The sequence below is a fragment of the Luteitalea sp. TBR-22 genome (assembly GCF_016865485.1).
Classification (GTDB): domain Bacteria; phylum Acidobacteriota; class Vicinamibacteria; order Vicinamibacterales; family Vicinamibacteraceae; genus Luteitalea.
The window spans coordinates 6,044,455-6,067,721 of the sequence record NZ_AP024452.1 but is presented as its reverse complement, the minus strand read 5'-3'; the positions used below and the strand labels follow the sequence as shown (position 1 = coordinate 6,067,721).

Annotated in this window: 22 protein-coding genes; 15 read left to right on the top strand and 7 right to left on the bottom strand. The window is 70.4% G+C overall.

The features are described from left to right. Window positions 1-79: 79 nt before the first annotated feature. From TBR22_RS25025 to TBR22_RS25015, 3 genes are all read right to left on the bottom strand, one after another. Window positions 80-1,315 carry an MFS transporter gene (locus tag TBR22_RS25025; RefSeq protein WP_239490571.1) on the bottom strand — a complete coding sequence of 412 codons (1,236 nt, stop codon included), beginning with the start codon at window positions 1,313-1,315 and terminating at the stop codon, window positions 80-82. A gap of 40 nt (window positions 1,316-1,355) precedes the next feature. After that, window positions 1,356-2,036 (bottom strand): hypothetical protein, encoded by a 681-nt coding sequence (locus TBR22_RS25020; protein ID WP_239490570.1) that lies wholly within the window; start codon window positions 2,034-2,036, stop codon window positions 1,356-1,358. Between the two features lie 114 nt (window positions 2,037-2,150). Further along, window positions 2,151-3,107 carry a threonine/serine dehydratase gene (locus TBR22_RS25015; protein ID WP_239490569.1) on the bottom strand — a complete coding sequence of 319 codons (957 nt, stop codon included), beginning with the start codon at window positions 3,105-3,107 and terminating at the stop codon, window positions 2,151-2,153. Here TBR22_RS25015 and TBR22_RS25010 point away from each other — a divergent pair. The 4 genes from TBR22_RS25010 to TBR22_RS24995 all read left to right on the top strand — a co-directional run bounded on the left by TBR22_RS25010 (window position 3,106) and on the right by TBR22_RS24995 (window position 7,412). Continuing rightward, complete coding sequence (locus TBR22_RS25010) at window positions 3,106-3,753, top strand: MBL fold metallo-hydrolase (protein ID WP_239490568.1); 648 nt, start codon at window positions 3,106-3,108, stop codon at window positions 3,751-3,753. The genes TBR22_RS25015 and TBR22_RS25010 overlap by 2 nt on opposite strands. 166 nt (window positions 3,754-3,919) lie before the next feature. Then, entirely contained in the window at window positions 3,920-4,918 is a 999-nt protein-coding gene (locus TBR22_RS25005) for a sugar ABC transporter substrate-binding protein (RefSeq protein WP_239490567.1), read from the top strand. Window positions 4,919-4,929: 11 nt separating this feature from the next. Continuing rightward, window positions 4,930-6,444, top strand: a complete 1,515-nt coding sequence (locus TBR22_RS25000; protein WP_239490566.1) for a sugar ABC transporter ATP-binding protein — start codon at window positions 4,930-4,932, stop codon at window positions 6,442-6,444. Next, on the top strand, window positions 6,441-7,412 hold the full coding sequence (locus TBR22_RS24995; RefSeq protein ID WP_239490565.1) for an ABC transporter permease: 972 nt from the start codon (window positions 6,441-6,443) through the stop codon (window positions 7,410-7,412). Before TBR22_RS25000 ends, TBR22_RS24995 begins: the two co-directional genes overlap by 4 nt. A gap of 23 nt (window positions 7,413-7,435) precedes the next feature. Here the strand turns inward: TBR22_RS24995 and TBR22_RS24990 are convergent, their stop codons facing one another. Then, window positions 7,436-7,714, bottom strand: coding sequence for an FHA domain-containing protein (locus tag TBR22_RS24990; protein WP_239490564.1), 279 nt, complete (start codon window positions 7,712-7,714; stop codon window positions 7,436-7,438). A 70-nt stretch (window positions 7,715-7,784) separates the two neighbouring features. Beyond that, window positions 7,785-8,978, bottom strand: coding sequence for a Re/Si-specific NAD(P)(+) transhydrogenase subunit alpha (locus tag TBR22_RS24985; protein WP_239490563.1), 1,194 nt, complete (start codon window positions 8,976-8,978; stop codon window positions 7,785-7,787). A 358-nt stretch (window positions 8,979-9,336) separates the two neighbouring features. Here TBR22_RS24985 and TBR22_RS24980 point away from each other — a divergent pair, with 358 nt between their 5' ends. The 3 genes from TBR22_RS24980 to TBR22_RS24970 all read left to right on the top strand — a co-directional run bounded on the left by TBR22_RS24980 (window position 9,337) and on the right by TBR22_RS24970 (window position 13,389). Then, complete coding sequence (locus TBR22_RS24980; RefSeq protein ID WP_239490562.1) at window positions 9,337-10,536, top strand: efflux RND transporter periplasmic adaptor subunit; 1,200 nt, start codon at window positions 9,337-9,339, stop codon at window positions 10,534-10,536. Window positions 10,537-10,593: 57 nt separating this feature from the next. Next, window positions 10,594-11,889, top strand: a complete 1,296-nt coding sequence (locus TBR22_RS24975; RefSeq protein WP_239490561.1) for an ABC transporter permease — start codon at window positions 10,594-10,596, stop codon at window positions 11,887-11,889. 153 nt (window positions 11,890-12,042) lie between these two features. After that, window positions 12,043-13,389 (top strand): ABC transporter permease, encoded by a 1,347-nt coding sequence (locus TBR22_RS24970; protein ID WP_239490560.1) that lies wholly within the window; start codon window positions 12,043-12,045, stop codon window positions 13,387-13,389. 12 nt (window positions 13,390-13,401) lie between these two features. Here TBR22_RS24970 and TBR22_RS24965 read toward each other — a convergent pair whose 3' ends face one another. Continuing rightward, window positions 13,402-15,078 carry a S9 family peptidase gene (locus TBR22_RS24965; protein ID WP_239490559.1) on the bottom strand — a complete coding sequence of 559 codons (1,677 nt, stop codon included), beginning with the start codon at window positions 15,076-15,078 and terminating at the stop codon, window positions 13,402-13,404. A 32-nt stretch (window positions 15,079-15,110) separates the two neighbouring features. Between TBR22_RS24965 and TBR22_RS24960 the strand changes: the two genes are divergently transcribed. The 3 genes from TBR22_RS24960 (at window position 15,111) to TBR22_RS24950 (ending at window position 17,245) form a co-directional block, all read left to right on the top strand. Further along, window positions 15,111-16,100 (top strand): folate-binding protein YgfZ, encoded by a 990-nt coding sequence (locus TBR22_RS24960; protein WP_239490558.1) that lies wholly within the window; start codon window positions 15,111-15,113, stop codon window positions 16,098-16,100. Then, the gene (locus TBR22_RS24955; protein WP_239490557.1) at window positions 16,100-16,492 is read left to right on the top strand and encodes a (deoxy)nucleoside triphosphate pyrophosphohydrolase; all 393 of its coding nucleotides are present in this window, start codon (window positions 16,100-16,102) and stop codon (window positions 16,490-16,492) included. The genes TBR22_RS24960 and TBR22_RS24955 overlap by 1 nt, the downstream gene beginning before the upstream one ends. Before the next feature lie 81 nt (window positions 16,493-16,573). Beyond that, window positions 16,574-17,245: a TMEM175 family protein gene (locus TBR22_RS24950; protein WP_239490556.1), complete on the top strand. Its 672-nt coding sequence runs from the start codon at window positions 16,574-16,576 to the stop codon at window positions 17,243-17,245. A gap of 134 nt (window positions 17,246-17,379) precedes the next feature. Here the strand turns inward: TBR22_RS24950 and TBR22_RS24945 are convergent, their stop codons facing one another. After that, window positions 17,380-18,069 carry an A/G-specific adenine glycosylase gene (locus TBR22_RS24945; RefSeq protein WP_239490555.1) on the bottom strand — a complete coding sequence of 230 codons (690 nt, stop codon included), beginning with the start codon at window positions 18,067-18,069 and terminating at the stop codon, window positions 17,380-17,382. Between the two features lie 203 nt (window positions 18,070-18,272). Here TBR22_RS24945 and hpnC point away from each other — a divergent pair, with 203 nt between their 5' ends. From hpnC to def, 5 genes are all read left to right on the top strand, one after another. After that, window positions 18,273-19,154: a squalene synthase HpnC gene (gene hpnC / locus TBR22_RS24940; RefSeq protein WP_239490554.1), complete on the top strand. Its 882-nt coding sequence runs from the start codon at window positions 18,273-18,275 to the stop codon at window positions 19,152-19,154. Between the two features lie 137 nt (window positions 19,155-19,291). After that, window positions 19,292-20,143, top strand: a complete 852-nt coding sequence (gene hpnD / locus TBR22_RS24935; RefSeq protein WP_239490553.1) for a presqualene diphosphate synthase HpnD — start codon at window positions 19,292-19,294, stop codon at window positions 20,141-20,143. Continuing rightward, complete coding sequence (hpnE, locus tag TBR22_RS24930; protein ID WP_239490552.1) at window positions 20,140-21,480, top strand: hydroxysqualene dehydroxylase HpnE; 1,341 nt, start codon at window positions 20,140-20,142, stop codon at window positions 21,478-21,480. Before hpnD ends, hpnE begins: the two co-directional genes overlap by 4 nt. 86 nt (window positions 21,481-21,566) lie before the next feature. Further along, window positions 21,567-22,640, top strand: a complete 1,074-nt coding sequence (locus tag TBR22_RS24925) for a class I fructose-bisphosphate aldolase (RefSeq protein ID WP_239490551.1) — start codon at window positions 21,567-21,569, stop codon at window positions 22,638-22,640. Between the two features lie 90 nt (window positions 22,641-22,730). After that, the gene (gene def, locus TBR22_RS24920) at window positions 22,731-23,267 is read left to right on the top strand and encodes a peptide deformylase (protein WP_239490550.1); all 537 of its coding nucleotides are present in this window, start codon (window positions 22,731-22,733) and stop codon (window positions 23,265-23,267) included.

Here is a 23,267-nt window from a genome sequence, read left to right as displayed (position 1 = left end):
CACCGCGTCGAGGTAGGGCGGGGTGTCCCGCTGCATCCAAGTAGGGCGGGGTGTCCCACCCCGCCGTTGGAATGATTGGCTAACGGCGCAGTCGGAGGCCGCGCCCTACCCTGGGGGCCATGGCCCAGGCCGCCGCTGGTGCCAGGAAGAATGCGCCCAGCCAGGTGGCCAGAGTACGGGGCGCGATGTGGAGGTTGTCGAGGCCGTAGCCGGTGAGCAGGATGGCGGCTGCCGACACGAAGGTGTGCAGCGCGAGCTCGACGGCGAAGATGCGCCCGCGTACCCGTGCCTCGACGACCAACTGCAGCAGCACCGAGCTCAGCACCCAGAGCAGCGTGCCGAACACGTGCGCCCACACCACGGCCAGGGCGCCGGCCCAGAGCGTGGGCGCATTGGCCAGCGTGAGGTAGCCGAGCGCCGCGATGCCGTAGCACCAGGGCACGAGCGCCTTCAGGCGGGCCGCATCGCGCCCCTGCACCGCGCGGGCGAGGAGGGCGCCGCCGATGGCGCCGACGCCGCGCGCCGCGAAGAGCACGCCGATGCCGCGTGCCGCCGTCTCGCCCGGCGTCGTCGCGAAGACGCGCTGGCCGAACACCGTGAGCAGCAGCATCATTCCGCCGGCCACCGCCCACACCGCCTTGATGCTGAGCAGCGCAATCGTCGCCGGGTGCCGGCGCAGGTATGCAAGGCCGTCGCGCACGCCGGTGCTCGCGGCGTCGCGCGGCTGCGTGTGGTGGGTCTCGACGACGTGCAGCCCGCGCAGCGCGGCGGCCGAGGCCAGGAAGGACAGTCCGTTGCAGACGAAGGCGGCGTCGCGGCCGACCAGCACCGTGACCGCCCCGCCGACCGACGCGCCGATGGTGAGCATCACCGCCCAGGTCGCGGCCGACAGCGCGTTGGCGGTCATGAGGTGCTCGCGCGGCACCACGTCGGGGAGCATGGCCGTGCGCGCCGGCTCGAAGAAGGCCGTCGCGATGACGCCGAGCGTGACCAGCACGAATGCCAGCCAGATCTGGTCGGCCGATCGCACGAACACCAGGCCGGCAAACAGCACCGCTCGCGCCAGGTCGGCGCCGATCATGAGCGTGCGGCGCGACATCCGGTCGACCACCACGCCGGCCATCGGGCTGACCAGGGCCAGTGGCAGCAACTGCACGACCATCATCGCCGCCACCAGCGTGGCCGACCCGGTCAGGTCGAGCAGCAGCGCGTAGACGGCCACGGCGTTGAACCAGTCGCCGAGCTGGCTCACCACCTGCGCGATCCACACGCGGCGGAACTGCGGGTTGTCGAGCAGCAGCGCGGTGAAGGTCATGCCGCGCTGCTCCTCGTGCGGGGGCGGGGGGCCCCCGGGGCTACTTCTTGCCGAGAACGGTCAGGTTGATGCTCTCGGCCGGGAACACGTTGTCCTGTGACGGGTTGCCATCGAACCCGGGTGCGTCGTAGATGCCGCGCTGGGTCACGTGCAGCATCCCGGGCGTGCCGTCCGGTACCCCGTACGCCGCATTGAAGGTCCCCTTGGCGTTGGCGACGAGCAGCACCTTTTGCACGCTGGGGCCGAAGATGATGGTGAACAGGGACGGCAGCGGCGCACCCGGTGCGGTGTTGACGAACTCCAGCGTCAGCATGGCATCGCCGAGGGTCGCCCTGGCGCCGGCCTTCACCTGCGGCGCCGAGTGCCCGAACACGACCGCGTTGGCCTGCGACGTGTCGACGGCGTACATCAGCACTTTGCGGGCACGCAGGCTGACGCTGACCAGCGCCGTCCCGTCCGGGAGGGCGCGTTCGACGACCTGTCCGTCGTAGGTGGAGCCGAAGTTCAGCCCCTGGTTGGTGGCCAGTCGCCCGAAGTAGTCGATGACCGCGTAGTTCGGGTTGCCCGGCTCGGTCCAGATGACGCTCGGCGCGGCCAGGTTGGGGCCGATGAAGTCGGCGATCGGGCGATGCACGGCCTGCGCGGCTGACGTGGTCGGCATCGAGAGTATGCCCAGGGCGGCCAGGGCAAGGGACAACACACCACGACGGGAGCTGTACATGGAGACTCCTCCGGTGAAGAAGTTGGGTGCAGACGCTCTGACTGGGAGCTGATCCCTTCAACGTCACCGTCCACCCCAACGAACAGCCCGTTGGTCCACCTCGCCGCCCCGGCATCACCCTTGGCCCACGACCCGCGCGAAGGTCGGCGCGTCGATGTTGGCGCCGGTCACCAGCAGCACGAGCGGGTCCGGCCACGCGTCGAGCGCACCGGCCAGGAGGGCGCCGACGGCGATGCCACCGGCGCCCTCGGCGACCAGTCGCTCGTGGACGAACAGCGCCCGCACGCCGTCCACGAGGAACGTCTCGGGCACCAGCCTGACCGGCACATCGAGGTCCTTGACGAGGTCGAAGGTCAGGGCACCGGGCTCCAGGTTGCCGAGCAGACCGTCCGCCAATGAGGTCCCGGGGGTGATCGTGGTCGTGTGACCCGCGGCGAGGGCGCTGGTGAACGCCGGATTGACTTCCGGCTCCACGCCAATCGCCGGCACCCTGAAGTCGGCGCCGATGGCCACTCCGGAGAGCAGACCGCCGCCACCGGTGGGCACGACGATCGCGCCGGTGGACGGCAGATCCTCGAGTACTTCGAGGGCGATGGTGCCCGCGCCCGCGATCACGTCGGGATGCGCGTAGGCCGAGATGAACCGCCCGTGGCCGGCGTGGCTGGCCGCCAGGGCGCGCGCCTCTGCCTCGTCGTAGTCGGCGCAGTCGGCGACAATCGTGATGCCCTCGCCGCGCAGGCGATCGAGCTTGGCGCGAGGGGCGTCCTTCGGGACGTAGATCGTCAACCGGGCGCCGCGTTCCCGTGCGATGCTCGACAGGGCGACGCCGTGGTTGCCGGCCGAGGCCGTGACCAGCGGCGGCACCGCGCCCTCACGCTCCTCGAGAGCCAGCAGCGCGTTGACGGCGCCGCGGCGCTTGAACGCCCGCGTGCGCTGCAGCGTCTCGAGCTTGAGCCACACCTCGCGCCCGGTTACCGCCGAGAGGCCCTCGGCGCGCAGCAGCGGCGTCCGGCGGACGAAGGGGGCGATGCGGCGGGCCGCCGCCTGGACGTGTTCGAATGAGACCGACATGCTGATCGAATCGTGTGCCGTGCCGCCGTTCGAGAAGAACGGCTACGTCGTGGCCTGCCCGATGACCGGCGAGGCCATCGTGATCGACCCCGGCGCGGAGGTCGACGAGTTGATCGCCATTGTCCGTCGAACAGGCGTGTCGGTGCGCTACATCATGCTGACGCACTCGCACCTCGACCACATCGCCGGGTGCAACGAGGCCAAGGCGGAGTGGGATGTGCCCCTCGTGCTGCACCACGACGACCTGTTCCTGTACGAGCGTGCCGTGCAGCAGGGCGTGGCCTTCGGGTTCAGGATGCGGCCGCAGCCGCCGATCGACGCGTGGTTCGACCAGCAGCCCGAGTGGACGTTCGGGCACTGCCGGCTCCGCGCCCTCCACACGCCGGGCCACAGCCCGGGCCAGGTGTGCCTGCAGGTCGGGGTGGGCGACGGCCCTGCCGACCGGCTCTTCGTGGGCGACACGCTGTTTGCCGGCTCGATCGGTCGCACCGACCTGCCGGGCGGCGACCTCGAGACGCTGCTGCGGTCGATTCGCGAGGTGCTGTTCCCGCTGGGCGACGAGGCGATCGTCTACCCCGGCCATGGGCCGACGACGACGATCGGGCAGGAGCGTCGGACCAACCCGTTCCTGACGCAGGCCATCTGAGATTCGGGATTCTCGAAGGGCGCACCGCGTCGACCTGAAGGTCGACGCCTACGACGTGAAGGACGTAGGTGCCGACCTTCAGGTCGGCACGGGGGGCGCCCGACAGGCCGGCCGCCGATGAATTTCAAATTTCCAATTTCAAATTGCCCACGGCATCATGGCCGCCATGATCCGCAGGTTCCGGTGGCTCGCCGCCCTGGCGTGCCTGGCTGTCGCGGGATGTGGCGCACCCTCAGGCGGTGACGGGCCGTCGGCGACGCCGGCGCCGACACCCGGACGCCCGCGCATCGCGCTCGTGATGAAGTCGCTGGCCAACGAGTTCTTCGTCACGATGGCCGACGGTGCCCGCAAGCATCACGAGGCGCACGCATCGGACTACGACCTGGTCGTCAACGGGATCGGCAACGAGAGCGACATCTCGCAGCAGGTCGCCCTGGTCGAGCAGATGCTCGCCCAGCGCGTCAGCGCCATCGTCATCGCCCCGGCCGACTCGCGGGCGCTCGTACCGGTGCTCCGGAGAGCCCAGCAGCAGGGCGTCATCGTCGTCAACATCGACAACAAGCTGGACGCGGAGACACTGAAGGCGGCCGGGCTGCGCGTGCCGTTCGTCGGCCCCGACAATCGTGCCGGAGCGCGCGCGGTGGGCGCGGTGCTCGCGGCGGCACTGCCCAGGGGTGCCGCCGTGGCCATCCTCGAGGGCATCCCGACGGCGTTCAACGCCCAGCAGCGCCGGCTCGGCTTCGAGGACGCGATGGCGACGGCAGGCATGCGCGTCGTCTCGGTGCAGAGCGCCGCCTGGGAACAGGACAAGGCCAACGCGCTGTCGGCGGCGCTGCTGCGCGAGTACCCCGACCTGAAGGCCCTGCTCGCGAGCAACGACAGCATGGCGCTCGGCGCGGCCGCCGCCGTCCGTCAGGCGGGGCGCACCGGCGAGGTGCAGGTCGTGGGGTTCGACAACATCGCGGCAGTCCGCCAACTGCTGGACGACGGCCGGGTGCTCGCCACGGCGGATCAGCACGGCGATCAGCTCGCCGTGTTCGGGATCGAGACGGCGTTGCAGATCCTGCGGAAGCAGGCCCCGCCCGACGACCACCAGACGCCGGTCGATGTCGTCACGCGTCAGCCCGGACCCGGACAGCCGGCCCAGTCATCCGCGCCACGGTAGTCGACCACTTCGTGCTCACCATCCGCGGCCTCTCGAAGGCCTATGCCGCCCCGGTGCTCGTCGACGCCGATCTCGAGGTGCGGGCTGGTGAGGTGCATGCGCTCATGGGCGCCAACGGCGCCGGCAAGTCGACGCTCGTGCGCATCGTGTGCGGCCTGACGCCCGCCGACGCGGGCACCATGACCCTCGCGGGTGTGCCGTACGCGCCGTCGTCTCGCCGCGCCGCGGACACCGCGGGCGTGCAGGTCGTGCTGCAGGAACTGAATCTCGTCGCGTCGTTGAGCGTGGCCGAGAACCTGTTCCTGGCGCGGCTCCCGCATCGCTTCGGCATCATCGATCGCGCCGCGTTGCGCACACACGCCGTCCGCGCCCTGAACGCCGTCGGGCTCGGCGACCTCGATCCCCTCACGCCGGTCCACCGCCTGGGCATCGGGCAGCAGCAGCTCGTGGAGATCGCCGCGGCGCTGACGCGCGAGTGCCGTGTGCTCGTGCTCGACGAGCCGACGGCGGCCCTCAGTGCGGCGGAGGTCGAGCGGCTGTTCGGGCACATCCGACGCCTTCGCGAACAGGGCCTCGGCATCCTCTACATCACGCATCGAACCGATGAGATCCGTCGCATCGCCGATCGCGTGACCGTCCTGCGTGACGGCCGTGTCGTCGACACGCGCGCGGCAGCCTCGTTCGACCACGACGTGCTGCTCGGTCTCACCGTCGGCCCCGCGACCGCCAGGAGCCTGACGGAGGCGTTGCCGACCGGCGCGCCGTCCACCTGCGACGCCAGCCGTGGCATCGCGCTGCGCGTGCACGGCCTGTCGCGCGGTCACGTCGTGCGCGACGTCAGTTTCGAGGTCGGGATCGGCGAGATCGTCGGCTTGTCAGGCCTCGTCGGTGCCGGCCGCACCGAGACGCTGCGGCTGATCTTCGGCGCCGACCTGCCCGATGCCGGGCACGTCTGTCTCGGGGACGGGCCGCCGCTGCACCTGCGGAGCCCGGCCGACGCGGTCAGGGCCGGGATCGGCCTGCTGCCGGAGGATCGCCGCACGCAAGCCCTCCTGCTCACGCAACCGGTACGAGCCAACATCACGCTGGCGTCCATGGCGCGGGTCTCGCGCGGTCGCACGTGGATCGACGCCAGCCGAGAGACGCAGGCGGCCTCGGCGCTGGCGACGCGGCTGGACGTGCGCCGATCCGGCCTCGAGCAGGTGGCCGGCACCCTGAGCGGCGGCAACCAGCAGAAGACGGTGCTGGCCCGCTGGCTGTTGCGCGACTGCGCCGTGCTGCTGGTCGACGAGCCTACCCGCGGCATCGACGTCGGCGCCAAGCACGCCATTCACCGGCAACTCCGCGAGCTCGCCGCGCGCGGCACCGCGCTGGTGGTCGTGTCGAGCGAACTCGAGGAGCTGATGGCCCTCTGTGATCGCATCGTCGTGCTGTCTGCCGGTCGTGTCACCGGGAGGTTCGCGCGTGCCGACTGGAGCGAGGACGTCCTGATGCAGGCTGCATTCGCGCCGGAGCGCCAGTCATGACCGACGCGTCCCTGGGCGGTCGTCTCGCCCGTGGCCTGGCCGGCGAGTATGCCGCGCTCGTCCTGGTCGTGCTGCTGCTCGTCGCGTTGTTCAGCGCGGCGAGCGAGCACTTCTTCACCCGCCTGACCTTCACCACGCTCGCCAACCAGGTGCCGGCGCTCACGGTGACCACCGTCGGCATGACCCTGGTGCTGGTGGCCGGCGGCATCGATCTCTCCGTGGGCGCGGTCATGGCACTGACGGCGGCGATCCTCGGTGTGGCGCTGGCCGGTTGGCACTGGCCCCTGCCGCTGGCCCTGCTCGCCTGTGGCGGCATCGGTGCGCTGGCTGGCCTCGTGAACGGGCTCGTGACCGTCCGCTGGGCACTGCCGTCGTTCATCGTCACGCTGGGGATGCTGGAGATCGCGCGGGGCGGCGCCTACCTGGTCACCGACTCCCGGTCGGTCTTCGTCGGCGCTGGCCTGGACGCCATCGGTGCCCCGCTGCCCTGGCTCGGGTTGTCGCCCGCGTTCCTGGTCGCCGTGGGGCTGGTCATCGCCGGCCAGTTGGTGCTCACGCGCACGGTGTTCGGCCGTTATCTGGTGGCGATCGGCACCAACCGTGAAGCGGTGCGCCTGTCGGGGATCGCGGCGGCGCCGGTGGAGGTGGCGGTCTTCACGCTGTCGGGCGCCCTGGCCGGCCTCGGCGGCGCGTTCCATGTGGCCTACCTCGAGTCGGCCGACCCGAACGCCGGCGTCGGGCTCGAACTGTCAGCGATCGCCGCCGTGGTCATCGGCGGCACCAGCCTGCGCGGCGGCCGAGGGTCGGTGGTCGCCAGCTTCCTCGGCGTCCTCGTCATCGTCGTGCTGCAGGCCGGCCTGGCCCAGGTCGGGGCGTCGGAGCCCGCCAAGCGCATCGTCACCGGGGGCGTGATCATCGCGTCGGTCGTCCTGGACGCCATCCGGCATGGCTGGCGCAGGAGTTCCTGACGCAGGCAATTTGAAATCTGAAATTACGAGCCGACTTCGAGCGTGGTCTCCACCTGGTTGAGCGGGGCATGCACCAGCACCAGGTCGACGCGCCCGACGCGCAGGGTGTCGCCGGGCAGCAGCGTCGCCTTGTGGACGCGCCGGCCGTTCACGAACGTGCCGTTGGTGCTCTGCAGGTCCTCCACCTCGAGCTGGCCCGTGGGCTGGGCGGTCAGGCGGCAGTGCAGGCGGGACACCATGGCCGCGTCGACGATGAAGTCGGCGCGGACGGCCCGGCCAAGGGTCTTGATGGTCCCGGGCATGAGCCGGAAGGTGAGGGCGGGCTCATGCCCCTGGACCGTTCGCAGAATCCACATCGTGTCGGGGGAAATTCTACGCCGGGCTGGCCGCGGGCTCCGCCGCTGGCAGCGGCGCCAGTCCCAGCGCCTCGCGCAGGCGCGGTGCCACGACCTCGCCCTTGTGGGTGACCAGCACTTCCCGCGTGATCTCGTCGAGCGGGTCGATGACCAGGTCGCCCTGCTTGTTGCGCAGGTGCGCCAGCAGCGTCGTGAGGTTCTTGGCGTACAGCTGGCTGGCGTGGAAGGGCACGGTCGCCGGCAGGTTGGTGGGGCCGTGGATGATGACGCCGTTGGCGGTCACCACCGTCTCGTCGGCCCTGGTCAGCTCGCAGTTGCCGCCGCGCTCGGCGGCCAGGTCGACGATGACCGAGCCCGGCGTCATGGTCGCGACCATGTCGGCCGTGATCAGCACGGGTGACTTCTTGCCGGGGATGGCCGCGGTGGTGATCACGACGTCGCTGTGCGCGACCACCTTGGCCATCGTCTCGCGCTGGCGACGGTAGAACGACTCGTCCTGGGCCGCTGCGTAGCCGCCCTGTCCCTCGGCGGCCGCGGTGTCGAGCGGCAGTTCCACGAACTTGGCGCCGAGGCTCTCGATCTGCTCCTTGACGGCGGCGCGGACGTCGTAGGCCTCGATCTTGGCGCCGAGGCGCTTGGCGGTGGCGATGGCCTGCAGGCCGGCGACGCCGGCGCCGATGACGAAGCACCTGGCCGGGTTCACGGTGCCGGCGGCGGTCATCATCATCGGGAACATGCGGGGCAGCGTGTTGGCGGCGAGCAACACGGCCTTGTAGCCGGCGATGTTGGCCATCGACGACAGCGCGTCCATGCTCTGGGCGCGCGTGATGCGCGGGATGAGCTCCATCGAGATCACCGTCGCGCCGGTGCCGGCGAGTGCCTTGGCCGCATCGGGCGCGCCGAGCGGATCGGCGAACGCGATCACGGTGTGCTTCGCGCCGAGCCGGGCCACGTCGCTACTGCCGTGCGACCCGGCGGCGGCGCCGGTGCGCACCTGCAGCACCACGTCGGCCTTCGCAAACACCTCGTCGCGGGAGCCGAGCGTCGCGCCGGCGGCGACGTAGGCCTCGTCGGGGCATCCGGCGCGCACGCCGGCCCCTTGCTCGACGATCACCTGCGCACCCGACTTGACGAGGGCGGGCACGCTGCCAGGGACGAGGGCAACCCGGTCTTCGCCGGGTACCAGTTCGCGCGGAATCCCGATGACCATGGCCCGGGATTGTACTCCTCCGGACGGCGCCGGAGCAGCGCGCTGGCGGGGTGCCGGCCCCTGTACTCCGTCGCCTGGCGGCGCGTGCACCCTTCGGGCCGCCCCGTCTCGTTCTTCTCGTGTAGGCCGACGCTGACACGCGCGTGCCGTCCGGGCCGGCGCGAGCGCTGGCCCTCGCCCTGTTAACGACCGCGGTGCGCTCCCGTTGTGATGGGTGTGGGGAAGGTGTGTTCGGCGCCGTTTGCCGGAGTCGGCGCCCGTCGCGAGAGCGGGGAGGTGGATGAACTCTGCCCCTCCCGGCTCCGTCCAAGTCTCCGTTCACGCATACCGGGCCGGGTGGCCCATCCGGAGAGTCCTGATGATGACGAAGATGAACAAGCGCCTGGGCCTGCTCGCCGGAGCGGGGCTCCTGGTCGGCGGCGGGCTGTACGCGTGGTCCTCCATGACCCCGGCGCAGGCCACCTTCGAGCCGTCGCGCCTGGCCACCGTCGAGCAGGACACGATGGTGCGGTCGGTGGTCGCGACCGGGAAGGTCGAGCCGATCGCCAAGGTCGAGATCAAGTCGAAGGCCAACGGGATCATCGAGCGCCTCCACGTCGACGTCGGGGACGTCGTGAAGGCGGGCGACGTGCTGGCCGAGCTCGACAAGGAGAACCTGCTGGCCCGCGTGCGCGAGGCCAGTGCGAACGTCCAGGCGGCCGAGGCGGCGCTGCAGGCGGCCCGCGCCCAGCTCGAGAAGAACAAGGTCGAGGCCGAGGGGCCCGACGTCGAGTTCGCGCGTCGCGCGGCGCGCCGTGCCGAGGATCTCTCCGCGCAGAAGCTCGTGCCCCAGTCGGAGCTCGATTCGGCCCAGAGCGCCTACGAGCAGGCGGTGAACCGGCAGAAGATCGCCAGGGGCCAGCTCGTCGTGTCGTCGGCCAAGGTGTCGGAGGCGGCCGCGCAGGTGGCGCAGGCCCGTGCCAACCTCGAGCGCGCCGAGGAGGAGCTCCGCAACGCGACCATCCGCGCGCCGATCGCCGGCATGGTCCTGACGCGCGACCTCGAGGTGGGCAGCCCGGTGTCCTCGATCCTCAACATGGGCGCCGCCGCGACGCTGGTGATGACCCTCGGCGACATCAAGGAAGTGTTCGTCCGCGGCAAGGTGGACGAGGCCGACATCGGCCAGGTGCGCTACGAGCAGGCCGCGCGCATCAGCGTCGAGACCTTCAAGGACCGCAAGTTCGACGGCAAGGTGACGCTGATCTCGCCGATGGGCGCCGAGAAGGACAACGTCACCACCTTCGAGGTGAAGGTCTCGATCGACAACCCGGGCAACGAGCTCAAGGCCAACATGACGGCCAACGCCGAGATCATCCTCGAGCAGCGCCCGAACGCCCTGATCGTGCCGGAGGCGGCGATCGCCTACGACGCGGAGCGCAAGGCGTCGGTGGACCTGTTCGATCCCAACCAGCCGACCGGCCGTCGCACCGTGCCCGTGAAGGTGGGCATCAGCAACGGCACGCGCGCCCAGATCCTCGAGGGCGTGAAGAAGGGCGACAAGGTCATCCTGCCGTCGTAGGCGGATCGCGGTCGCGGAACGCGGATCGGGACGAGCAGGCATCAGGGACGCACGGGCATGCGCGAGTCGTTCATCCAGGCCATCGACAACCTCCGGGCCAACAAGCTCCGGAGCTTCCTCACGATGTTCGGCATCATGTGGGGGATCGTCTCGATCGTCGTGCTGTCGGCGCTCGGTGAGGGCTTCCGGCGCGGCAACGACGCGGTGCTGCGCGAGTTCGGCCGCAACATGAGCATCGTGTGGGGCTCGCGCACCACGATGCAGGCCGGTGGCGAGCGCGCCGGCCGGCTCGTCACGCTGACGGTCGACGACGCGCGGGCCATCAAGGCACAGGGTCGGCTCGTGAACATGGTCAGCCCGGAGATCCAGCGGGGCACCAAGGTCAAGAGCGCGTACAACGAGGCGGCGGTGACCGTGCACGGCGTCGAGCCGCCCTACATGTTCATGCGGACCATCGAGGTGGATCGCGGTCGGCAGCTGAACTGGAGCGACGAGGAGAACTCGAGCCAGGTGGCGGTGATCGGCTGGGAGATGTGCAAGCAGCTGTTCGGCGAGCGCGATCCCGTCGGCGAGCAGGTGCTGATCAACGGCACGCCCTTCACCATCGTCGGGCGCATCCGCCGCAAGGACCAGGACAGCAGCTACAGCGGCCCCGACAACAACAAGATCTTCGTCCCGTTCGCGGTGATGCAGAAGTTCCTGCCGCGCCCCGACGCGCCGGCGGGCAGCCTGAGCCAGATGCTGGTGATGCCGCGCCAGCACGTGATCGACGGACTGACCGAGGTGCTCGACGCGCGCACCGGGCGGGTCGAGGACATCGACTGGCCGCTCGAGCGGGAGATTCGCGGCATCCTGGCGCGCCGTAAGGCCTTCAATCCCGACGACCGCGACGCGATCAACGTGTGGGACACCTCGCTGCAGACGATGTTCTTCGGCCGGATGATCTCGGCGATGTCGTCGTTCTTCCGCGTCGTCGGCCTGGTCACCCTCGCCCTCGGCGGCATCGGCGTGATGAACATCATGCTCATCGCGGTGAAGGACCGGACGCGCGAGATCGGCGTGCGCAAGGCGCTGGGCGCGACGACGGCGACCATCCAGCGGCAGTTCTTCCTCGAGGGCTTCTTCCTGACGCTGATCAGCGGCGGCCTCGGCATGATCGTGGGCGTCGGGCTGTGCCTCGCGGTCAACGCGCTGGCCACCCTGCCGATCCGCTTCGCCGGGATGATCATCACCTGGCCCAACGCACTGATGGCCTTCGGCGCATTGCTGCTGATCGCCGTGGTGTCGTCCACGTTGCCGGCCCGCCGCGCCGCGCAACTGCCGCCGACCGAGGCGCTCAGGTACGAGATGTAGAAACAGCACCGGGAAACGGGAATCGGGAGTCGGGAATCGCCGAACGACATCGCCACGACCTGCCACACGCGTTTCCGACTCCCGACTCCCGACTCCCCACTCCCGACTCCCGACTCCCGACTCCCCACTCCCGACTCCCGTCGAGAATCTTCCATGACTCCACCAGAAGCTGCCGCGCTCGAGACCTCGCTGCCGATGCCGGTCGCGCGTCGCCGGCGTGGCGCGCCGCGCACCCTGCACATGCTGCGCGAGGTCGTCCGCGAGGCCGTCTACGGCGTGTCGCGCAACCGGTTGCGGGCCGGCCTGTCGATGCTCGGCATCTCGTGGGGCATCGTGTCGGTGGTGATGCTGCTCGCCTACGGCAATGGCTTCCACGGCGCCCTGATGGTGGGGTTCCGCAACGCCTTCGGCGACGGCGTGGCCGTGATCTTCGGCGGGCAGACGAGCATGCAGGCCGGCGGGCAGCGCGCCGGCCGCCGCATCCGACTCAAGCCGGAGGACGTCACCGCGCTCGCCGAACTGCCGACGATCAAGTTCGCGAGCCCGGAGTATTTCAACCGCCTCACGATCACCTACGGCGACACGTCGTCGACCTTCGGCGTCCGCGGCGTGGCGACCTCCTACGGCACGATGCGCAGCGAGCGCCCGGCGCGCGGCCAGGGCCGGTTCCTCACCGACGACGACGTGGCCGAGCGGCGGCGGGTCGTGTTCCTCGGCTACGAGGTCGCGCGCAAGCTGTTCGGCGCCCAGCCTGCCGTCGGGCAGACCGTGCGGATCGGCAGCCGTCCGTTCGAGGTGGTCGGCGTGATGGAGGACAAGGTGCAGATGTCCTCCTACTTCCAGCCGGACAAGTACTGCGCCTTCATCCCCTGGACCACGATGGGCGAGCTGCAGGACACGACCTACGTGTCGACCATCGTCGTGCAGACGACCAACCCGCTGCAGCAGGAGCGGGCGCTGCGTCAGGTGCGCGAGGTGCTCGGGAAGAAGTACCGGTTCGAGCCGGCCGACGAGCGCGCCGTGAGCATCCAGGACTCGGTCGAGAACATCGGGATGATCAGCGGCATGACCGACGGGCTGAAGGTCGTGCTGACGTTCATCGGGGTGCTGACGCTGGCCATCGGCGGCGTCGGCATCATGAACATCATGTTCGTGTCGGTCACCGAGCGCACGCGCGAGATCGGCATCCGCAAGGCGCTCGGCGCCCGCCGCCGGGAGATCCTCCTGCAGTTCCTCGTCGAGGCGTTCATCATCACGTTCCTCGGCGGGGCCGCAGGCGTGGCCGCCTCGTGGCTGATGGTCTGGATCTTCAGCCCGCGGCCGTTCCTCGCCGAGCTGCTCGACGACCTCTCGCGCCGCACCGACATCCACCTGGTGCTCTCGCTGGAGCTGCTGGGCATCTGCACGGCGATCCTGATGGTGGTCGGCATCATCGCCGGCCTGCTGCCGGCGCTGCGCGCGTCGCGGCTCGACCCGATCGAGGCGCTCAGGTACGAATAGCGGGAGCCGGCGTCAGCGAGCCGGCACCTGCTTCAGCCACTCGACGATCTGCCTGGCGACCTCGGGACTCACCTTCGCGCCCTGCAGGCTGCCGTACTCGGCCACCTCGCCCGTCTTCGCGGGCACGAGCAGGTGGTTGATGCCGGGCACCATCACCATCGTGGTGGTGCCCTTCTTGCGATGCAGCGCCAGGCCGTTGAGTACCTCGGCGTTCTGCAGCGGCACCTGCCTGTCGAGGGCGCCGTGCAGGATGAGCAGCGGTTCGTCCACCTTCCTCATCACCGGCGCCGGGTCCCACAACAGGAAGCTCCTGAACCACGGCGTGTCGGCCTGCTTGCGCACGGCCTCGGGCACGCCGTCCCACCCCTGGCCGGTGATCACGGCGTTCATCACCTGCTTCTGCAGGTCGACGCGGCGCTGCTTCTCGTCGTCGGCGAGCTTGAGGCCCTCGAGGGCCGTGCGCTGCTGCTCGAGCACCAGCTCGTTGCCCTTCACCCCGGGTGCGGCGATCGTCACGATGGCCTTGATGTCGTCGGCGCGCGACGCGGCGAGCAGCGCGACCGCGCCGCCCTCGCTGTGGCCGACGACGGCGATGCGCCGGTCGTCGACGTCCTTCTGCTCGCGCAGCCACTTCACCACGCTGATCACGTCGTCGGCGTAGTCGGAGAGCGTCGCCGACTCGGCGCGGCCGCCGCTCTGGCCGACGCCGCGCTTGTCGTAGCGGACGACGAGGAACCCCGCGTCGGCGAGCTGGCCCGCGAGCTGGCCCATCACCGGGATGCCGTAGGCGATGGTGTCGCGATCGACGTTGCCCGAGCCGCCGACCAGCACCACGACGGGAAGCTTCTCGACGTTCTTGTCCTTCTTGCCGGGCGCCACCCTGCCGGCCGGCCGCGAGATCGTCGCGCCGATGTTGAAGCCGAGCGCCGGGATCAGCAGCGCCTGGTCGTTCTCGCGGAACTCCTTGACCTCGCGCGTGAACACGCTGGTGAGGTCCTCGCGCACGACGTCGACGCCGGCGGCCGTGATCGAGTACCGGACCATCCTGCCGGTGGCCTTCTCGGCCCACAGCAGCAGGACCATGGGCGTCCCTGCGTTGTCGATGTCGATGACGTGCCGTCGCAGCTCGTGCATGCCGGAGGCCGTCTGCATGCGCTCGTCGGTCACCCCCGACAGCGTGCCCATGACCTGGGCCTGCGGCGCCACGTACAGGGCGACCTTCGCGCCGGCCTGCAGCGCGTTGACCCGGTAGGCCAGGCCCTGCGCCGCGGCGAAGACGTTGTTGGGCAGGAAGATCGCGTCGGCGGCAATCGGATGCGTCACCTCGCTGGCGGTCTCGCCCTGGGTGACCCGGTTGGTCGCCTTGCCGTCGGCGACGGTGGTGTCGACGATCAGCGGCTGGTCCTTCAGCCGCGCTTCGGTCCGCAGCCGTATCGGCGCGCCGGTGGGGCCATAGACCATCTCGGCCCGGCGCAACACGTAGCCGCCACCGGCGATGCCGCCGGACGACCTGATGGCCAGGCCCTCGGCGTCGCGGACGACGGTGACCTGCTCGGAGCCGACGTTGCGCCCCTGCACCACGATGCGGTACGACGCGGTCCAGTCCTCGGTGGCCTGCTGCGCGACCGCCGGCGACGCCTGCCAGCCGACCAGGATCGCGAAGAGGAGGCACGTACAATGGCGAAGCACTGCGCCCATTCGCTCAGGATAACAGTCCGCCCATGGCCTCGACCTTCGACGACGAGTACCGCGCCCTGCACGGGGACGCGATCTGGACCGACCGCAGCACGCGCGACGCGCGCCTCGAGGTGCGCGGGCCCGATGCCGCCACCTGGCTGCAGGGACTGCTCACGCAGGACGTCGCCTCGCTGCAGGCAGGGCAGGGCGCCTACGCGGCATACCTCACGCCGCAGGGCCGCATGATCGCCGACCTCCGGGTCTTCCACCGCGGCGAGGCATTCGTCCTCGAGTGCGCGTCGACGGTGCGTGCATCGCTGCTCAGTCGACTCGATCAGTTCGTCATCATGGAGGACGTGACGGTAGTCGACCTCACGGAGGCGCTCGGCTGCCTCACGGTGGTCGGCCCGACGTCGGCGGCGTCGGCCTCGGCGTGCACCGGCATCGCGCTCTCGACGCTCAATGGCCTGCCCGAGCATGCGTCGCTGCCGCTGGCCGTGCCAGGCGCGTTCGTGGCGGCCTCGCGCGAGTTCGGCGTGCCGGCCTTCGACCTCTACGCCCCGCGCCAGGACCTGGCGATCTGGCGGACGCTGCTGCAGGCGCGCGTCCCGCAGGCCGGCGAGCGCACCCTGGAGACGGCGCGCATCGAGGCCGGGCGCCCGCGCTTCGGTGTCGACATGGACGGCGACACGATCCCGCTCGAGGCAGGCATCGAGTCGCGCGCCATCAGCTTCGACAAGGGCTGCTACGTCGGGCAGGAGGTGGTGATCCGCATCCTGCACCGCGGCCAGGGCCGCGTCGCGCGCCGACTGGTCTGGGTCGAGCACGCGCCGCACGCGCAGGACTCGTCGGGCTGGCATCCTGGCGAGGCGGTCTACCTCGGCCAGAAGGCAGTGGGCAACGTGAGCAGCGTGTGCTGGTCGCCGGCGCGCGGCGGCCTGCTCGGCATCGCCATGGTGCACCGCGACGCCTTCGAGCCGGGCACCACGGTGCGGATCGGGGCGCACGAGGCCGTCGTGCGGGCCCTGCCCTGATGCGACACATCGTCGTGAGCGCGGCCGTGATCGAGCGCGAGGGAGCCTTCCTGCTCACCCGTCGTGCCTCGGGCAGCCACCTCGCGGGTACGTGGGAGTTCCCCGGAGGCAAGCAGGAACCAGGCGAGTCGCTGGAGCAGTCGCTCGTGCGCGAGATTCGCGAGGAACTCGGCTGCGAGGTGGCGGTGGGCCCCGTGCTGCTCGTCACGCGCCACGCGTACCCGGAAGTGATCGTCGAGCTGCATTTCTTCACGGCCACGCTGCTGGAGGAGCCCGTGCCGCAGCTCGGTCAGGACATGCGCTGGGTGCCCCGACAGCAGCTTGCCGCGCTGCCGCTGCCTGAGGCCGACGCCGACCTCGTGGCACTGTTGACGGGCGAGACGAGATCGTAACCGTCGCGCGAGGCATCACTGACCGTCGGCCAGGGCCGACGGCTACACGCTGCCCTCCGGTGCCCGAAAGGTGTGCTGTCCATGCCCGTTTCCCGTGACGTCGCCCGCATCGAGGCGTTCAGCGACGCGGTCTTCGGTTTCGCGCTGACGCTGCTCGTCGTGTCGCTCGAGGTGCCGCGCACGTACGCCGACATGATGGCGAGCGTCCGGGCGCTGCCGGCCTTTGCGGCATCGTTCGCCATCCTGCTGATGATCTGGCAGGAGCACCACAACTTCTTCCGGCGCTACGGCGTCCACGACGGCGCGACCATCTGGATCAACGGGCTGCTGCTCTTCGTCGTGCTCTTCTACGTGTACCCGCTGAAGTTCCTGATGACGATGCTCATCGGGCCGGGCGGGGCGCTGTTCGGCGGCCGGCCGGCGGGAGTCGCGGGACACGAGGTGCCGCGCCTGATGGTGATGTACGGCGCGGGGTTCGTATCGGTGTTCCTGCTGATGGCGGCCCTGCACTGGCGCGCCCTCGCGTGCTTCCGGCGCGACCCGTCGCCGGATGTCGACATGACTGGCCTGCGCCTGCACCTGGGTGCCTGCTTCGTCCACGTCGCGATCGGCCTGCTTTCCATGACCATCGCCGGCCTCGGCCCGCTGCCGTGGGCGTCCGGCGCAGCGGGAGTGGCCTACGCGCTCATCGGACCGGCGTTCTACGCCTACTACAAGTGGATTGGCCCGCGCGTGATGGGAGCAGGGGCGTAGCCGTCGCGCCTTGGGAGCGATGCCCCTCCGAGGGGAGCTGCCCCGTTCGTGCCGCGAGGATCACTGACCGCCGACCTGAAGGTCGGCGGCTACGAACCTGGGGAGAACGCCCTCCGATTCGTGGGCGCCGACGTTTACGTCGACCCGCCGGTGCGGAAGGCGCAGGAACGCTTCATCGGGCAGTACAGGCACTGCGGCTTGCGTGCCGTGCACACGGTGGCGCCGAAATCCATCAGGGCCTGGTTGAAGTCGAAGACGTGCTTGTGGGGGAGCACGGCTCGCGACAGTTCCCACAGGTGCTTCTGCATTGCGTGCGACTTCGGCTCACCCTCGCCGACGAACACGCGGAACAGCACGCGCGCGACGTTGGTGTCGAGGATGGCGGCACGCTTGCCGAACGCGAAGCTCATGACGGCGCCGGCCGTGTACGCGCCGATCCCCTTGAACGACAGGAGCGTCGCCTCGTCCGACGGCAACTGGCCGCCGTAGCTGGTCACGGCCTCGCGGGCGATGGACTGCAGGCGGCGCGGCCGGATGTTGTAGCCGAGGGGACGCCACGTCTGCACCACGTCCTCTTCCGCCGCCGCGGCGAGCGCCTCGAAGGTCGGGTACTTGGTCAGCCACTCCTCGTACTTGGGCAGCACGCGGTCGACCTGCGTCTGCTGCAGCATGATCTCGGAAACGAGGATGTGGTACGGGTCGCGCGTGCGTCGCCATGGCAGGTCGCGCCCCTGGGCGCGATACCAGGAGAGCAGCGTCGTGCGGAACCGTCGGCGGGCGTTGGAATCGGGCAGCGGGAGCAGCGGCCCGGTCTTGCGTGGCACGGATCGGCAGTGTAACAAGGCTCAGGGCTCAGGGCAGGGGCTCAAGGCTCAAGGCTCAAGGCTCAGGGCTCAGGGCTCAGGGCCCAAGACCCAAGGCCCAAGGCCCAAGGCCTTGGCCCAAGGCCTCGAGGCTCAGAGAGCATTCTGCCGATGGCCGACGGCTCGTACGAAGGCCCGATGACGAAGGCCGCTAGTATCTGTCCGTGACCATCCCCGACGCCTACGCGCGCTGCCAGGCGGTGGCGGCGGGGCACTACGAGAACTTCCCGGTGGCGTCGCGGCTCCTGCCGGCGGCGATGCGGCCGCACGTGGCGGCGGTCTACGCCTTTGCGCGGGCCGCCGACGACTTCGCCGACGAGGGGAGCGCCACCCCGGAGCAGCGGCTCGCCTGGATCGACACGTGGCTGTCGCTGCGTCGGGCCGGCCCGGCCGGAGCCGCGATGGCCCCGGCGGTCGGCCACGTCGCGGCAGACGACGTGCGCGCGACGTTCCTCGCCACGCAGGACACCATCGAACGCTGCCGGTTGGACCCACAGTTGCTGGACGACCTGCTGTCGGCCTTCGCGCAGGACGTGACCAGGGCGCGTTATGCCAACTGGCCCGAGGTGCTCGACTACTGCCGGCGGTCGGCCAACCCGGTGGGACGACTCGTGCTCGGCATCGCCGGCGTGCACGACGAGGCGACGGCCCTGCGATCCGACGCCGTGTGCACGGCGCTCCAGTTGGCGAACTTCTGGCAGGACCTCGGGCAGGACTGGCGGGAGCGCAACCGGCTGTACGTGCCGCTCGACCTGATGGCGACGCACGGCGCGACGACCGGCGCGCTCGACGCCGATCGCGCCGACCCGCCATGGCAGCAGGTGATTACCGAATTGGGCGCGCGCACGCAGGCGTTGTTCGACGAGGGCCGGCCGGTGTGCGACGCCGTGCGCGGCCGTCTCCGGTACGAGCTGCGCGTCACGTGGCTGGGCGGCACCACGGTCTTGCGTCGCACCCTGGAGGCCCGCCGAAGCTCGCTCCACGCCCGCCCGGTGCTCACGAAGGTCGACATGATCCGGATTCTGGCGGGCGCCGTCCTCTGGTGACGTCGCGATCCTCGTCCCTTGTCCCCAACCGCGTCCCGCGTCCCTCGCCACCCGTGTGACGCGTCCCTCGTTGCTCGTCCCTTGATCGACGGCCCATGGCCCACGGCCCAAGGCCGACTAGAATTGGTGCCGCCACCGTGGGTCGCGACACCAACTTCGCCTACTCGTTCCTGGCCCTCTCGAAGGACCGCCGCGCGGCCATCACGGCCGTGTGGGACTTCTGTCGCGCCGTCGACGATGAGGTGGACGAGCACGAGGAGCGCCCACTGGAGGAGCGTCGGGCAGGACTCATGCGGTGGCGCGACGAGGTGGCCGCCTGCTTCGAGGGCGGCGCGCCCCAGACCCCGCAGGGCCGCGCCCTGCTGCCCGTGATCGCACGCTTCCCGGTTCCTCGCCTGGCGTTCGAGCAGCTCATCGAGGGCTGCGCGATGGACCTCGAACCGACCCGTTTTGCGACCTTCTGCGACCTGCGCGCCTACTGCTACCGCGTCGCGTCCACGGTCGGGCTCGTCTGCATCGAGATCTTCGGGTACGAGAACCCCGGCACGCGCCAGTACGCCGAGGAACTCGGCCTGGCCCTCCAGCTGACCAACATCCTGCGGGACGTCCCGGGCGACCTGGCCCGAGGACGGTTGTACATCCCGCTGGACGAACTGCGCGCGCACGGGGTGACCGAGGACGACCTGCGCGCCGGGACGCTCACGCCCGCCGTCGCCGCGCTGCTGGAGCGGCAGGCACTCCGGGCGCGCGAGCAGTTCGCCCGCGCCGACGCCGCGCTGCCGCCCGAGGACGCCCGGCGACTGGTGGCGGCCCGCATCATGGGCGCCATCTACCGCGACCTCCTCGAGCGCATCGCGGCGCGCGACTTCGACGTGTTCACCGAGCGCGTCCGCGTCCCCAGGCTCCACAAGGCCCGGCTCGCCGTCGCCACCTGGATGAGGACGATGGTCGCCTCGACCTCGCCGGGAACCCTGCGCATCGCGAAATGACCTCTCCCGACGTGATCGTGATCGGGGCGGGCTGTGCCGGCCTGGCCGCAGCCTGCGCCCTGGCCGATCGCGGCGCGCGGGTGCTGGTGCTCGAGGCGCGTGGACGACTCGGCGGCCGCGCCACCGCGTTCCAGGACCGCGAGTCCGGCGAGTGGGTCGACAACGGCCAGCACGTCCTGATGGGCTGCTACCACGAGACGCGGAAGTACCTGGCGCGCGTCGGCGCGTCCGACGCGGTGCAGTTCCAGCCGCAACTGGCCTTCACCTGCGTCGACCGGGACGGCCGGGTGTCCACGCTGGCCTGCCCGGACTGGCGGCCGCCGTACCACCTCGCGGGCGGGCTGTTGCGCTGGAAGGCACTCGGCTGGGGCGACCGGCTGGCGGCCACCCGCATCATGGGCGGCCTGCAGGCGGCCAGGCGGGCCATCACCCATGGCGCGGCTCCACCGGTCCTGCCCGGCGAGACGGTCGCGGCGTGGCTGGCCCGCTACCGGCAGACGCCCCGGCTGGTGGCCCTGCTCTGGGAGCCGCTGGCGATTGCCGCCCTGAACCAGTCGATCCAGCAGGCCGAGGCGGCGCCCTTCGTGCGGATCCTCGGCCAGATCTTCAGCGACGACCCCTTCGACGCGGCGCTCGGCGTGCCGGCCCGGCCCCTTCACGAGGTCTTCGGCGAGCCGGCCAGGGCCTACCTCGAGGCGCGGGGCGGGCAGGTCCGCCTCGACTCGCTGTCGCGCGTCGTCCTCGCCGGCGACCGGGTCGCGTACGTGGACACCCGGGGCACCTCGATCCGCGCGCGCACCGTGATCCTCGCGGTGCCGTGGTTCGGCTTGTCGGGGGTGCTGCGAGGCAGCGAGCAGGGCCCGATGGCCGAGCTGCTGGCGCGCGAGGCCCTCCGCGAGTCCTCGTCGATCGTGTCGGTGAACCTGTGGCTGGAGCGCGGGGCGCTGCCGGCGCCGTTCGTGGGACTGCCGGAGCGGACGTTCCACTGGATGTTCGACAAGCGCTGGGCGTTCGGCGAGGCTGCCTCGCACATCACGCTGGTGGCCAGCGGCGCCGACGAGGTGCTGCGGCAATCCAACGAGGAGCTCGGGGCGCTGGCGCTGCGAGAGGCCACCGACGCCATTCCCAGCCTTCGACAGGCCCGGGTGCAGCGCATCCTGCCGGTGCGGGAGCCCAACGCCACGTTCTCGCTCGCGGCTGGGCAGCCGCCCCGATCCGGGCCTGGCACCCCCGTCCAGGGCCTGTTGCTGGCGGGCGACTGGACCGACACCGGCCTGCCGGCGACGATCGAAGGCGCGGTGCTTTCCGGTCATAAGGCGGCCGCGGCGGTCGCCTGAGCGCCCCGCGCGATACAATTCCCCGGGGCTCCGTCTGCCCTCGACACCGCTCAGGGCGAGCCCGATCTTCCGTCCCAGGACCATTCATGACCGCCACGACCATCACCACGTCCGAGATCCAGGCGCTGCTGGGCGCCGACGCCGAAGCCCTCCTCACCTACACGGCCAAGGGCTTCCCGAAGGACACGCTCCACCTGCCGGGTCCGGACTACATCGACCGCGTCTTCGCGCACACCGACCGCTCGCCGAGCGTGCTGCGCAACTACGCGCAGATCCTCAACTCGGGCCGCCTCGCCGGCACGGGCTACGTGTCCATCTTCCCGGTCGACCAGGGCATCGAGCACTCGGCGGGCGCCAGCTTCGCGGGCAACCCCATCTACTTCGATCCCGAGAACATCGTGAAGCTGGCCTACGAGGGCGGCTGCAACTGCGTCACCTCGACGCTGGGCGTGCTCGGTGCCGTGGCGCGCAAGTGGGCGCACAAGATCCCGTTCATGGTGAAGCTCAACCATAACGAGTTCCTGAGCTACCCCAACCGGTACGACCAGGTGATGTTCGCGACGGTGGAGCAGGCCTTCGAGATGGGCGCCATCGCCGTCGGCGCGACGGTGTACTTCGGCTCCGAGGAGTCGACCCGCCAGATCCAGGAAGTGAGCGCCGCCTTCGCGCGCGCCCACGAGCTCGGCATGCTGACGGTGCTCTGGTGCTACACGCGCAACAGCGCCTTCAAGACCGCCGAGAAGGACTACCACGTGTCGGCCGACCTCACGGGCCAGGCCAACCACCTCGGCGTGACGATCGAGGCCGACATCATCAAGCAGAAGATGCCTGAGAACAACGGCGGCTACCTGGCCACCAAGCACGGCAAGACCGACAAGCGCGTCTACAGCGAGCTCACGCCGGGCGACCACCCGATCGAGATGACGCGCTACCAGCTCGCCAACTGCTACATGGGCCGCATCGGCCTGATCAACTCCGGCGGGGCCAGCACCGCCAACGACTTCGCCGAATCGGTCCGGACCGCGGTGATCAACAAGCGCGCCGGCGGCATGGGCCTCATTCTCGGTCGCCGCGCCTTCCAGCGCCCGTTCGCTGACGGCGTCAAGCTGCTCAACCAGATCCAGGACGTGTACCTGGATCCGAACGTCACGATCGCCTGACGCACATCGGCCTCGTCATTGGGCCGTCGGCCTTCGGGTCGGCGGCCGGCCATCAGGCAGCCTGTAGCCCGTAGCCTGCAGCCGTTCTTCATGTCCATCCTCAAAGTCGCCCGCATGGGCCATCCGGTGCTGCGCAGCCGCGCACGCGCGCTCGATCCGGCCGAGGTGCGGGCCGCGGTCATGCAGAAGTTCATCGACGACATGATGGACACGATGCTCGAGTACGAGGGCATCGGCCTGGCGGCGCCGCAGGTGCACGAGGGCATCCGCCTGTTCGTCGCCGGCATCGACGATGGGGCGGGCAAGATGCGGGTGCTGCCGTTCGTGAACCCGGTGATCACGCCGTTGTCGGAGGCCAGGGCGGAGGACTGGGAGGGCTGCCTCAGCATCCCCGACATCCGCGGCAAGGTGCCCCGCTACACGCACGTGCGCATCGACGCGCTCGACCGGAAGGGCAAGCCGTTCCAGATGGAACTGCGCAACTTCCAGGCCCGCGTCGTCCAGCACGAGGCCGATCACCTCGACGGCGTGCTGTTCTTCGACCGCATGGCGAAGTTCGACACGCTGACCTACCTCGAGGAGTTCTCGCGCTACCACCGCGGCGACCACGACGAGGAGGACGCGTAG